Here is a 13,142-nt window from a genome sequence, read left to right as displayed (position 1 = left end):
GAATGCTGCTCTTAGCTGTCATTCCAACTATTGGATACGTGGAGTCCCAAAATTGAATACGATAGACAACAGTGTTTCCCGCGACCCCATTCCATTGGAATTGCCGGTAATCCCAGTAGCTTTAGAAAATGGGTTGGTCCACATCGAGCACCTGCTGACACCTATTGTGGTTAACTTTCCGGTCTGGCCAGCAGCGCAAGCCAAATACACTTACCAATTGATGTTCGATGGTCAGCGAGTGCCCCCGGAAAAAGAGATTCTTGCGTCAGACAAGCCCGGCGACCTATTAGCCGTGCATATCCCCGTGGACATGCTGACCCAAGGCACGCATACCGTGTCGTATCGAGTTTACAGCCCAAACACGCTAGTCGAAGACTACTCTGGCAGCATCCCCTTGATCGTGGATCTGAGCGCACCAGGAAGTCCAGAACTCGCCCCCATCAGCTTCCCAACCGTAATTCAGGAAGGACTGACGTCGGACGAACTCGAAGCCATCAATAACTTACTGCCCGGTCGGATTGCCAGCTACAGCGGGATGGCCGAAGGGGACGTCATTCGCACTTACTGGGGAACCCTCGAAGGTCCGCTCGTTACTGTGACTCCCAATGATATGGGCCTGAATCGCGTGATGGTTGACTTCTCCCGCGCCTTCCTGGCGCAGGCGGACGGAAAGCGCTCGGAGGTTTACTACACCGTCACCGACCTGGCCGGTAACGTGTCGATGCACTCTGAACCTATTTCGGTGGAGCTGCAGTTGTCAGTGGTGACGCCCCTCCCCACCCCCACCGTAAAAGAAGCCCAAAACGGCATCCTCGACCCCGCGAATACCACGGCTGGCGCGACGGTAGTGATTGATGCGACCGCCCGCCTGCGCGAAGGTGAAAAGGTCGTGGTGCGTTGGAATGGGCCTAAAGGGTCCGACAGCAAAGAACGACTGATCAGCGCCGCACAGGCGGGGCAACCCGTCTCGCTGGTGTTCGCCAGCGCCTTGGTGTCGGTCAACGACGGCCAGACGGTGGAGGTGGCGTACAGCGTGACCCGCCGCAGCGGGGTGGTTCAGGACGCCGAGCCGGTGACGGTGAAGGTGCTGAGTGCGACGCTGGATCTGCCTGCGCCCACCGTGGATACCGTGGGCCCCGATGGTGTGTTGCGGCCTTCACTGATCACTGGCCCGGACGCGATTGCGCGCGCGAGTTATCGGGGCATGCTGCCGACAGACAGGGTAAAGGTGCGCTGGGACGGCACCTCCACGTTCATTGGCGAAGCTCAGACCGTCGGTGACAGCACACACCTGAGGTTCGGCATTCCGAAGGCTTACATCGAGGCAGCCGAAGGCGGAACCGCGACGGTGTCTTATCTGGTCGAGCGTAACGGGCAGGAAACGCAATCTCATCGTCTGGAGCTGGCCGTGCGCGAGGGCATGAAGCTCGACACCACGCCCGTCGCGCTGGCAGGCAAGGTGTATCTGATTCCAGGGCGGCCAGACGTGTTGCCCACGTTCCCTGCCGGCACGACGGTGACGCGGATCCCCACCGCAGGCCAGCCTCCTTATAACTACGCGAGCAGCAACCCGGGCGTCGCCGTGGTGGATGGAAACGGTTTGACGTCGGTTCGCGACAATGGCTCGGCGACAATCACCGTGACCGATGCTGCGGGTGAAAGTAAAAGCTATGACGTAACGGTCAGCGGGGTCATCAATTGCGTAGGCGTCGGCTCCGGCAGTCTGGCACAAATGTCGGCAGCCGCCGCCCAAGCCAATTGCCGCATTCCATCGGTCCATGAGCTGATCGAGATCTTTAACGCGTATGGCAACCGATGGCCGATGGGCATGGGCAATTACTGGTCCTCGACTGTGGCGAAGAACGTCTTTGGGGCCAAGTGGTATTACGTCAAAAACCTGAACACCGGCAAAGACTTCATGCTGTTGCACCATAACGCCAGCCTGGGCGTAGCGATCCGCTGATCGACGCCTTTCAGGTTGCCCCTCGTGACCTGATGGCCCTTGTCGAAGGCATCGTGACTCGTCACGGCCTTCGACTGCAGCCCAAGGCCCTTGCCCTGAATAAGATGAAAGACCATGGAAAATAACAGACGTACCCGCCCATTCGACGCGACGGATTTGGGGCCCGCCAACCGGTTCCAGGCTTTGGTGAACGGCAAGCCGTTTCAGGCACAGAGCCTCAGCGGCCTGGCCTGCCTGCAGACTGAACTGGAAGGGGTCCGCACGCGCAACATCTGGAAAATCCACGCTGTTGGCAAGGTCGGCTGCCGTCGAACCCTGTTCGGGCTGTTCCTGGACCGATCACTGGAACCTGGTACCTATGATTTGCTACGCAATGACCGTTTGACGGTGATCTACCACCTCACCCCAAAGCAGTCCTCGCAGGTCTACCACTCGCGAGACTTCCAGCAAGGGTCGCTGAACCTGATCGAGTGCCCGGGTGCTACAGGTCGTCTGCGCGGTGCCTTCGAGTTTGCGATTCCGGCAGTAGGCTTCGCCGTCACCCGTGGCGAGTTCGATGTGCTGTGCCCACCGGAATCAGCGCGCTCCGGGCATCAGAAACCGGGCAATGCAATCGGCTGCGTGCTGTAGGCACGCGGCCTGACCGATGCCCGCCGACTTCAATGGCTTGAGGTCATGGTTGGCGGTGGGCAACCATTCAAGGGTGATCTGCGAAGAAAGCGTATACCCCTCGACCGTTTCGCGATTACCCAATGCATCACGCTCACCCTGGACGATCAGGGTGGGCGTCTGCAGGTCGGCGAGGTGCGCGACGCGAGGTTTTTCGGGTTTGCCGACGGCGTAGAAGGGATACCCCAGACAGACGAGCCCATCGGCCTGCAATGAGTCCGCGATCAGACTGGCCATGCGCCCTCCCATGGATTTTCCGCCAATGGCGAGCCGACCGCCGAGGGTTGAACGCACCGCCGAATAGACTTCGTCCCAGCACTCGAGCAGCACGGACTGCGGGTTGGGCGGTCGCTTTCCGCCACCCGCACGCCGTTGGGCCATATAAGGGAATTCGAACCGCAGCACCCCGATGCCTGACAAGGCAATGCGTTCGGCCATGTCGTTCATGAACTCGCTGTCCATCGGCGCGCCCGCCCCGTGGGCGAGTATCAGCGTGGTCGCGTGCCCCTCTATGCGCTGTGCAGGTGCATTCCAAAGCCAGCCGCGGGCACGTGCCAGATCCTGGATTGAAGCGGCGTCAATGCGCTGAACGTCGTTGGCCATCGGTGTCTCCGCGGTCGCGATCTTCATCGATAAAGGTTGAGTAGAGCCATTATGCCGAGGTCGTCCTGCCAATGCAGCGCAAGCGGTGTTCGGCCTCCTCTCAGCCCCTCAGGCTCTGTATGAAAAGTCTCGAGACGAAGGTCAGGCAAGGCGATAACAGCCGACGAAGCGGAGTTTACGGTGTGTGAATGAGCATTCCGAGGCTGGTTTCAACGCAGCATCACCGAGTATCAGGGCTTTTCGTACAGAGCCTAGGCACACTCCGCCGTTGCAGCAGCAAATACCCGCCGCGACAGCCTCGGTTCAGCTTTGCCTGTTTACCCTGTTCCCTGACACTTCGGCCAACCTGCGCCGACGCCATGAGCGCCCCAACCCGCACACAACCGGGCGGATTCATCGTCGACCCCAAGGCTGACCGGTGCCGGTCGATTCACCGTGACGATCGCCAGCCTTCCTGCCAGCTCGGGCCAGATAACTGGGCAGAAAAGTGAAAATGTCTACGGCTTTTGTATACAGAATTGATCTGAAATGCACTGCAAAAGCGCAAGGAACGCCCGCAGAGAATCGTTTCAGTAGCCAGTCAACCTCTGTGATCGCCGCGTCCCGCAACGGGGCGCGGCAGCCGCACCTGTGACGTGACGAAGTGTCGCACCTCTCTGAAATACGGCTTCCATCTCAGATGAAACGCGTCTAAGCTACGCCTCACAGTGGTCCGGCGACAGCTGGCCACAGGCTCAGTGACAGGATTGTGCACGACCCGTCAGCCCTCTTGCAGATCGACAGCGCAGCCCTGTCGTCACCCGCAGGGTTGTATCCAATTTCTCCCACCCTCCGCGCGCTGCCTCACCGACCTGTTCCCGAACCTTTCGGCCCACTTTGGGCAGATGGCCATGACGCGCGTGCGCGCAGCCGACTGCCGGAATCCGCAAGTCGACCGTTGACCCTGATGCATGCCCTCGGCGCCCCCGAAAGGTCTACGCTTATTCGATATTGCGGCCGTTACCACACTAATAAAACTCCAAACCGTGGGACCTAGCATGAGCACAGCAATCAGTCCGACTGCTTATAACTATAAGGTCGTTCGCCAGTTCGCCATCATGACGGTGGTGTGGGGAATCATTGGCATGGGGCTCGGTGTCTTCATCGCCTCGCAACTGGTCTGGCCCGACCTCAACTTCGGCCTCCCTTGGACCACCTTCGGACGCCTTCGCCCGCTGCACACCAACCTCGTGATTTTCGCCTTCGGGGGCTGCGCCCTGTTCGGCACGTCCTATTACGTCGTGCAGCGCACCTGCCAGACGCGGCTGATTTCCGACGGCATGGCGGCCTTCCACTTCTGGGGCTGGCAAGCGGTGATCATCGGCGCCATCGTCACCCTTCCAATGGGCTACACCACCACCAAGGAATACGCCGAACTGGAATGGCCCATCGCGATCCTGCTGGCCATCGTCTGGATCACCTACGCGGCGGTATTCTTCGGCACCATCGTCAAGCGCAAGACCAAACACATCTACGTCGGCAACTGGTTCTACGGCGCATTCATCGTCGTGACCGCGATGCTGCACATCGTCAACCACATGTCACTGCCGGTCAGCCTGTTCAAGTCCTATTCGGCTTACTCGGGGGCGACGGACGCGATGATCCAGTGGTGGTATGGCCACAATGCCGTGGGCTTTTTCCTGACCACCGGCTTTCTCGGGATGATGTACTACTTCGTCCCCAAACAGGCCGAACGCCCCATCTATTCCTACCGGCTTTCGATCGTGCATTTCTGGGCGCTGATCACGCTTTACATCTGGGCCGGTCCGCACCACTTGCACTACACCGCGCTGCCCGATTGGGCACAATCGTTGGGCATGGTGATGTCGATCATCCTGTTGGCACCGAGCTGGGGCGGCATGATCAACGGCATGATGACCCTCTCGGGCGCCTGGCATAAATTGCGCACTGACCCGATCCTGCGCTTCCTGGTGGTCTCACTGGCCTTTTACGGCATGTCCACTTTCGAAGGGCCCATGATGGCCATCAAGACGGTGAATTCGCTTTCCCATTACACCGACTGGACCATCGGCCACGTTCATGCCGGCGCGCTGGGCTGGGTCGCGATGATTTCCATCGGCGCGGTGTACCACATGATTCCGCGGCTGTACGGGCGCCCGCAGATGCACAGCATGGGTCTGATCAACGCCCACTTCTGGCTGGCAACCATCGGTACCGTGCTGTACATCGCCTCGATGTGGGTCAATGGCATTACCCAAGGCCTGATGTGGCGCGCGATCAATGATGACGGCACCCTCACCTATTCCTTCGTCGAAGCCCTCCAAGCCAGCCACCCCGGCTATATGGTGCGCGCATTGGGCGGTGCCTTTTTTGCCAGCGGCATGCTCTTGATGGCCTACAACGTCTTTCGCACCGTGCGTGCCGCCGACGCCGAAGAAGCCGATCAGGCAGCCCGAATCGCCGTGGTGGGAGCGCACTGATGATCAAGCACGAAATGCTCGAGAAAAATATCGGTCTGCTGTCCATCTTCATGGTCATCGCCGTGGCAGTGGGCGGCCTGACGCAGATCGTTCCTCTGTTCTTTCAAGACGTGACCACTTTGCCCATCGAAGGGATGAAGCCGCGGCCAGCGCTGGAGGTCGAAGGCCGCGACGTGTTCATCGCCAACGGATGCGTGGGCTGTCATTCGCAGATGATCCGGCCTTTCCGCGCCGAAACCGAGCGCTACGGGCATTATTCGGTGGCCGGCGAGAGCGTCTGGGATCATCCGTTCCTGTGGGGTTCCAAGCGCACCGGGCCAGACCTGGCGCGGGTCGGCGGTCGCTACTCCGATGACTGGCACCGCGCGCACCTGTACAACCCGCGCAACGTGGTGCCGGAATCGATCATGCCGGCGTACCCGTTTCTGGTGGAGAACAAGCTCGACGGCAAATTGACCGGTCGCAAACTGGAAGTCCTGCGCAGCCTGGGCGTGCCCTACACCGACGCCGACATTGCTGGCGCAGCGGAAGCGGTCAAGGGCAAAACTGAAATGGACGCGCTCGTGGCCTACCTGCAAGGCCTGGGCACGCTCATCAAAAGCAAACGGTGATCGCCATGGATATCGGAACGATTCGCGGCCTGGGCACCGTCGTGGTGATGGTGGCCTTCATCGGTCTGACGCTGTGGGTATTCAGCCCCAGACGTAAAGCCGAATTCGACGACGCGACCCTATTGCCCTTTGCAGACGATCCCGAGGCGATCAAGCACCTCGAGCAAACGTCCGCTGCCCGGAGCCATGAAAAATGAGCACGTTTTGGAGCCTGTACGTCACCGTACTGTCGTTGGGCACGCTCTTCTGCCTGACCTGGCTGTTGCTGGCGACCCGCAAGGGCCAGCGCCACGACACCACCGAGGAAACCGTCGGTCACGCCTTCGACGGCATCGAGGAATACGACAACCCGCTGCCCAAGTGGTGGTTCATGCTGTTCGTGGGCACCATTGTCTTTGCCTTGGGCTACTTGGCCCTCTACCCCGGTCTCGGCAATTGGACCGGCCTACTGCCAGGCTATGGCTACGCCGACAACGACAAGCAGATCGCGTTTTCCGATGGCAAGACCGGCTGGACCGGCGTGCACGAATGGGAGAAGGAGATGATCCGGGCCGACGCCCGCTTCGGCCCGATTTTCGCGAAATACGCGGCGATGCCCATTGAGGAGGTGGCCAAGGATCCACAAGCCCTGAAGATGGGTGGCCGACTGTTCGCTTCCAATTGCTCGGTCTGCCACGGCTCCGACGCCAAGGGGGCTTATGGCTTCCCCAACCTGACCGACGCCGACTGGCGCTGGGGCGGCGATGCGCAGACGATCAAAGCCACCATCATGGGCGGCCGTCACGCGGTCATGCCTGCGTGGGGTGAGGTGGTCGGCGACCAGGGCGTGCGCGACGTCGCCGCCTACGTCCTGACCCAACTGGACGGTCGCAAGCTGCCAGCCGACGCCAAGGCCGATCCGATTGCCGGGCAGAAAATCTTCGCCACCAACTGCGTCGCCTGCCACGGCCCAGAGGGCAAAGGCACCGCGGCACTGGGTGCGCCCGACCTGACCCACCCGGGCGCGTTCATTTACGGTTCGAGCTTCGCGCAACTGCAGCAGACCATCCGCTATGGCCGTCAGGGCCAGATGCCTGCGCAGGAAGTCACCCAAGGCAATGACAGGGTGCATTTGCTTGCAGCGTACGTGTACAGCTTGTCCCACGGTGACAAGGCTGCCAGTGAGCAGGAGTGAAGCAAGGTGCCGAGCCCTCGCCACCCGAGGTGCGCACGTTCCGGCGCCTCGCAGCGGATACAATGCGCTGATCGCCGCGAGGGCGCTGGTGCATGGCCTGGCGGTCTTACCCGACCGACGCCGATTGGCCGGGACCACTCCCCCGCGCCGAGGGACGCTTCGATGAGCACACGCCGATGAGCAACCAGATTCCGGTCCACAATGTGCCCCCTTCGAACGAGGGGGATACCGTTGACCTCTACGCTTCGCGAGAGAAGATCTACACGCGGGCCTTCACCGGTGTCTTTCGCAACCTGCGCATCGGCGGCGGGATCGTGCTCTTTGTCCTGTATTTCGGCACCGTCTGGCTCGACTGGGGCGGCCATCAGGCGGTCTGGTGGAATTTACCCGAGCGCAAGTTCTACATCTTCGGCGCGACCTTCTGGCCGCAGGACTTCATCCTGCTGTCAGGCATCCTGATCGTCGCGGCTTTCGGCCTGTTCTTCATCACCGTCTTCGCCGGCCGTGTCTGGTGCGGCTACACCTGCCCTCAGAGCGTGTGGACCTGGGTATTCATGTGGTGTGAAAAGGTCACGGAAGGTGACCGCAACCAGCGCATCAAACTGGACAAGGCACCGATGAGCGCCAACAAGCTGCTGCGCAAATCGGCCAAGCACGGGCTGTGGCTAGTGATCGGCCTGCTGACGGGCCTGACCTTTGTCGGCTATTTTTCGCCCATTCGCGAGCTGGTGGTGGACTTTTTCACTGGCCAGGCAGACGGCTGGGCTTACTTCTGGGTGGGTTTCTTTACCCTGGCCACCTACGGCAATGCCGGCTGGCTGCGGGAGCAAGTCTGCATTTACATGTGCCCCTATGCCCGCTTTCAGAGTGTGATGTTCGACAAGGACACCCTGATCGTTTCCTACGACCCACGTCGCGGCGAGCAGCGTGGTACGCGAAAAAAGGACGCCGACTACAAGGCTCAAGGTCTGGGGGACTGTATCGATTGCACCCTGTGCGTTCAGGTCTGTCCCACAGGCATCGACATCCGCGATGGCCTGCAAATCGAATGCATCGGCTGCGCCGCCTGTATCGATGCCTGTGATGCGGTCATGGACAAGATGCATTACCCCCGCGGCTTGATCAGTTACACCACCGAGCACGCGCTTTCCGGGCAGGTCCCCCATACCTGGCGTCCTCGGCTGATGGGCTATGCCGTGGTGTTGCTGGTGATGATCGCAGCGCTCACCAGTGCGTTTTTCATGCGCTCGCTGGTGGGTTTCGACGTCAGCAAGGACCGGATGCTGTACCGCGAAAACGCGGAGGGCCGGATTGAAAACGTCTACAGCGTGAAAGTGATGAACAAGGACCAGAAAGACCACACCTATGTCATCGACGCCACTGGCCTCCCGGATCTGAAGCTGCACGCTCGCCGGGAAATCAGGGTGGCGGCAGGCGAAATTGTCACGATGCCGGTGGAGTTGTCGGTCGACCCCGAACAGTTGCCATCGAGCACCAATGAGGTCCACTTCACCCTCAGGGACGCCGAAAGCAGCGACACCGAGGTCCACGCCAAGAGCCGATTCATCGGCCCCCAGGTTCGTTGAGAGATGCGCCCCATGACTGCAGCCACCGCGTCGAGCCCTTGGTACAAGCACCTTTGGCCATGGATACTCATTGGCATCCTGATCTGCTCGGTCACGTTGACCCTGTCGATGGTGACGATCGCCGTCAACCATCCGGACAACCTGGTCAGCGACCATTATTACGAGGCGGGTAAAGGCATCAATCGGTCGCTGGATCGCGAGCTGCTGGCGCAGCATCTGGGACTGCGCGCCACGGTGACCCTGGACGGCACCAAGGGGGAGGCCAGTCTGCGCCTGACCGGCGACAGCCAGCCGGAAACCCTGGTGCTGAACCTGATCTCGCCCACTCAACCGGAGAAGGATCGCAACGTCATCCTCGCCCGCGAACCCGCGCAACCGGGGCGCTACATCGGGCCGCTGGCCGACGGTGTCGAAGGCCGCCGCTTCGTCGAACTGCTCGGGGTGGAGGACAGCCGGACCTGGCGCTTGTTCGAGGAGGAAACGCTGCGCAGCGACCAGGACCTGATATTGGGCGACGAGCCCCTCCAGGGCGCAGAAGCCCATAAGAGATGAAGCCGTGAATGCCGCCCGCCTCGCCCCCGTCCCCTGCTTTCATTGCGCCCTGCCCAGTGCCTCCGGGAGTCGGTTCAGCGCAGTGGTGCTCGGCGAAACCCGCACGTTCTGCTGCCCGGGCTGCCAAGCAGTGGCACAAGCCATCATCGCCGGCGGGCTGGAAAGTTATTACAGCCATCGCAGCGAAGCCTCGACCAATCCGCAGACTTTGCCAACGTACCTGGCGGACGAACAGGCGTTGTACGACCGGCCGGATGTCCAGGCCTCCTTCGTCCATCGTGAGACGGACCTCGCCGAGACCACGCTGCTGATAGAAGGGATCACCTGTGCGGCGTGCGGCTGGCTGATCGAACGTCATCTGCGCACACTGCCCGCGGTGACCGAGGCTCGGCTGAACCTGTCCAGCCATCGTCTGCAGGTGAGCTGGGATGATGGACAACTGCCGCTCAGCCAACTGCTCGACGAGGTCCGCAGCATCGGTTATGCCGCTTACCCCTACCAACCGGATGACGCCTCCGAGCGGCTGGCGCAGGATAACCGACGCAGCCTTCGCCAACTGGGTGTCGCCGGGCTGCTGTGGTTTCAGGCCATGATGGCCACCATGGCCACCTGGCCGGAGTTCAATATCGACCTCAGCCCGCAGATGCACACCATCCTGCGCTGGGTCGCGATGTTTCTGACCACGCCCATCGTGTTCTACAGTTGTGCGCCGTTCTTCAAAGGCGCATTGAGGGACCTTCGCACCCCGCATCTGACGATGGACGTGTCCGTTTCGCTGGCGATCGGGATGGCTTACGTGGCGGGAATCTGGACCGCGATCACCGGGAACGGCGAACTGTATTTCGACGCCGTCGGCATGTTCGCTCTGTTTCTGCTGGCCGGGCGCTATCTGGAACGGCGCGCCCGCGAGCGCACGGCGGTGGCGACGGCGCGGCTGGTCAATCTGCTGCCTGCCTCGTGCCTGCGGGTCAACGAAGACGGTCGCAGCGAACGTGTCCTGCTCAGCGAGCTTCGCCTCAACGACCGGGTGTGGGTGCAGCCAGGCGCCGTAATCCCCGCCGATGGGCGGATCGTCTCGGGCCGTTCGAGCGTCGACGAGTCGCTGCTGACCGGCGAATACCTGCCGCAACCTCGCCTCCCAGGCGACCGCGTGACGGCCGGCACCTTGAACGTCGAAAGCCCGTTGACCGTCGACGTCCTCGCCCTTGGCAACGAAACCCGTTTATCCGCCATCGTGCGCCTGCTCGATCGGGCGCAATCGGACAAGCCTCCGATGGCGCTCATGGCAGATCGCGCGGCCCAGTGCTTTCTGCTGGTCTCGCTGGTGAGCGCTGTAGCGATCGGTCTGCTGTGGTGGCACCTGGAACCGCAACGTGCCTTCTGGATCGTCCTCGCGATGCTGGTTGCCACCTGCCCCTGTGCGCTGTCGCTGGCAACCCCCACCGCACTGACCAGCGCCACCGGGACGTTACACGGCCTCGGCTTGCTGTTGACCCGAGGGCATGTGCTCGAAGGGTTGAGCCAGATCGACACGGTGATTTTCGACAAAACCGGCACGCTGACGGAAGGCCGTCTGACGCTCAGGGCTGTCCATCCGCTGGGGAGTATGAACAGCGACGACTGCCTGAGCCTCGCCGCGGCCTTGGAGCATCACTCCGAACACCCTATCGCTCGCGCGTTCGGCACGGCATCACGGTCAGCCGAGCACGTCGTCGCTACGCCAGGGTCAGGGCTTGAAGGCGTGATCGACACGCGTCGGGTCCGCATCGGCACGCCTGCCTTTGTCAGCGCGTTGAGCGGCCATCAATCGCCCGATCTGCCCGATCGAGCGGGTCAGTGGCTGCTGTTGGGCGATGAACGGGAAATCCTTGCGTGGCTGGTACTGGACGATCGGCTGCGGGATGACGCGGCGACACTCATCGACGCCTGCAAAGCGCGCGGCTGGAAAACACTTCTGTTGTCAGGGGACAGCTCGCCGATGGTTGGCCGCCTCGCGACACAGCTGAAGATCGATGAAGCCCAGGGCAGCCTGCGTCCGGAGGAAAAGCTGCACGTCCTTCAGACAATGAGAGCGCAAGGTCGCAAGGTACTGATGATCGGCGACGGCGTGAATGACGTGCCGGTCCTGGCCGCTGCGGACATCAGTGTGGCCATGGGTTCGGCCACCGATCTGGCCAAGACCAGCGCGGACGCCGTCTTGTTGTCCAACCGTCTGCAAACCCTGGTACAGGCTTTCACCCTCGCTCGGCGAACCCGGCGCATCATTGTCGAGAATCTTGTCTGGGCCGGGCTGTACAATGGCGTCATGCTGCCCTTCGCCGCCCTGGGCTGGATCACCCCGCTCTGGGCGGCGGCGGGCATGTCGGTGAGTTCGCTGGTCGTGGTGCTCAATGCACTGCGCCTGATCCGCATGCCGTCAACCGGAAACACACCCGCCCGCTCACCTTCGGAGGCCGGATGCCTGCGCTCTACATCATGATTCCGGTGGCCGTGGTGATCGTGCTTGTCGCGATCTACGTGCTCTTCTGGGCCGTGGACAGCGGCCAGTACGATGACATGGAGGGCCCGGCTCACAGCATTCTGTTTGACGATCAGGACCCTAACCACAAGGCGGGCGTTGATGAAGCATCGGGCAGAGAAGTGCCGACACCGCACGAGAAAAAAGCATGATCAGGCTCAGCAGCCGAGGCGTATTCACTGACCTGAAACGGACAAGGGAAGGCCTGAACGCGAACGAAAACACCTGCCGGCGTCAGCAAGCGCGCCGACACGTTGCCCTCCTTTCCCCAGACTGACCCCATGCCCGATCTGCTGCCTCAAATCCTCTGCGCCTTCATTCTCGGCCTGCTCGGCGGAGGGCATTGCCTGGGCATGTGCGGCGGGCTGATGGGCGCCTTGACGCTGGCCATACCCAACGAACAGCGCAGCCGACGCTTTCGCTTGCTGTTGGGGTATAACCTGGGCCGTGTCTTCAGCTACGCCTGTGCCGGGTTATTGATCGGGCTGGCGGGCTGGGCAGTGGCCAACAGCCCCGGGGCGATGATGCTTCGGGTCGTCGCTGCGTTCCTGATGATTGGCATGGGGCTTTACCTGGCGGGCTGGTGGAATGGGCTGACCCATATCGAGCGGCCAGGGCGCTGGCTATGGCGCCACCTTCAACCCGTGGCCTCCCGCTTGCTGCCGGTGTCGAGCGTTCCCCGGGCCATGATGCTCGGTGGGGTGTGGGGCTGGCTGCCCTGCGGATTGGTTTACAGCACCTTGTTGTGGTCGGCGAACCAAGGCAACGCTCTTCACAGCGCGTTACTGATGATGGCGTTCGGAATTGGCACTTGGCCGGTGCTGCTGGCCACCGGGCTGGCCGCAGAGCGCGTGACGGCAGTCTTGCGCCAGCGACGTGTAAGGGTGGCGGCCGGTGTGCTGGTGATGCTGTTCGGCCTATGGACTTTGCCAGGCCCCCACCAACACTGGCTGATGGGGCATTGAAGCGCCGCCTATCGCGCGGAA

Annotated in this window: 12 protein-coding genes; 11 read left to right on the top strand and 1 reads right to left on the bottom strand. The window is 61.7% G+C overall.

From position 1 onward, the window contains the following. Positions 1–52: 52 nt before the first annotated feature. Positions 53–1,963, top strand: a complete 1,911-nt coding sequence (locus N5D61_RS03430; RefSeq protein WP_279890826.1) for an Ig-like domain-containing protein — start codon at positions 53–55, stop codon at positions 1,961–1,963. 114 nt (positions 1,964–2,077) lie between these two features. Further along, a complete protein-coding gene (locus tag N5D61_RS03425; RefSeq protein WP_279890825.1) occupies positions 2,078–2,593 on the top strand; it encodes a hypothetical protein in 516 nt (171 codons plus the stop codon). On the opposite strand, the gene N5D61_RS03420 is transcribed toward N5D61_RS03425, so the two are convergent. After that, positions 2,540–3,235: an alpha/beta family hydrolase gene (locus N5D61_RS03420; RefSeq protein WP_279890824.1), complete on the bottom strand. Its 696-nt coding sequence runs from the start codon at positions 3,233–3,235 to the stop codon at positions 2,540–2,542. The two genes, N5D61_RS03425 and N5D61_RS03420, sit on opposite strands and share 54 nt — an antisense overlap. 1,037 nt (positions 3,236–4,272) lie before the next feature. Between N5D61_RS03420 and ccoN the strand changes: the two genes are divergently transcribed. The 9 genes from ccoN to N5D61_RS03375 all read left to right on the top strand — a co-directional run bounded on the left by ccoN (position 4,273) and on the right by N5D61_RS03375 (position 13,121). Further along, positions 4,273–5,715, top strand: a complete 1,443-nt coding sequence (gene ccoN / locus N5D61_RS03415; protein WP_108239836.1) for a cytochrome-c oxidase, cbb3-type subunit I — start codon at positions 4,273–4,275, stop codon at positions 5,713–5,715. Then, entirely contained in the window at positions 5,715–6,326 is a 612-nt protein-coding gene (ccoO, locus tag N5D61_RS03410) for a cytochrome-c oxidase, cbb3-type subunit II (protein ID WP_108239837.1), read from the top strand. Before ccoN ends, ccoO begins: the two co-directional genes overlap by 1 nt. Before the next feature lie 5 nt (positions 6,327–6,331). After that, positions 6,332–6,523, top strand: coding sequence for a cbb3-type cytochrome c oxidase subunit 3 (locus tag N5D61_RS03405; RefSeq protein ID WP_108239838.1), 192 nt, complete (start codon positions 6,332–6,334; stop codon positions 6,521–6,523). Next, entirely contained in the window at positions 6,520–7,500 is a 981-nt protein-coding gene (gene ccoP / locus N5D61_RS03400) for a cytochrome-c oxidase, cbb3-type subunit III (RefSeq protein WP_279890820.1), read from the top strand. The genes N5D61_RS03405 and ccoP overlap by 4 nt, the downstream gene beginning before the upstream one ends. Positions 7,501–7,676: 176 nt before the next feature. Further along, a complete protein-coding gene (gene ccoG, locus N5D61_RS03395) occupies positions 7,677–9,086 on the top strand; it encodes a cytochrome c oxidase accessory protein CcoG (RefSeq protein ID WP_279891119.1) in 1,410 nt (469 codons plus the stop codon). A 12-nt stretch (positions 9,087–9,098) separates the two neighbouring features. Continuing rightward, positions 9,099–9,638, top strand: coding sequence for a FixH family protein (locus tag N5D61_RS03390; RefSeq protein ID WP_279890818.1), 540 nt, complete (start codon positions 9,099–9,101; stop codon positions 9,636–9,638). 4 nt (positions 9,639–9,642) lie between these two features. Next, the gene (locus N5D61_RS03385) at positions 9,643–12,117 is read left to right on the top strand and encodes a heavy metal translocating P-type ATPase (protein ID WP_279890816.1); all 2,475 of its coding nucleotides are present in this window, start codon (positions 9,643–9,645) and stop codon (positions 12,115–12,117) included. Further along, positions 12,096–12,308, top strand: coding sequence for a cbb3-type cytochrome oxidase assembly protein CcoS (gene ccoS, locus N5D61_RS03380; protein WP_108239842.1), 213 nt, complete (start codon positions 12,096–12,098; stop codon positions 12,306–12,308). The genes N5D61_RS03385 and ccoS overlap by 22 nt, the downstream gene beginning before the upstream one ends. A 129-nt stretch (positions 12,309–12,437) precedes the next feature. Beyond that, on the top strand, positions 12,438–13,121 hold the full coding sequence (locus tag N5D61_RS03375) for a sulfite exporter TauE/SafE family protein (RefSeq protein ID WP_279890814.1): 684 nt from the start codon (positions 12,438–12,440) through the stop codon (positions 13,119–13,121). The last annotated feature ends 21 nt before the right edge of the window (positions 13,122–13,142 follow it).

It is taken from the genome of Pseudomonas sp. GD03842 (assembly GCF_029841165.1).
GTDB lineage: Bacteria > Pseudomonadota > Gammaproteobacteria > Pseudomonadales > Pseudomonadaceae > Aquipseudomonas.
Note: the sequence above shows the minus strand (reverse complement) of the source record. Positions and strands in the feature narration are given on the sequence as shown.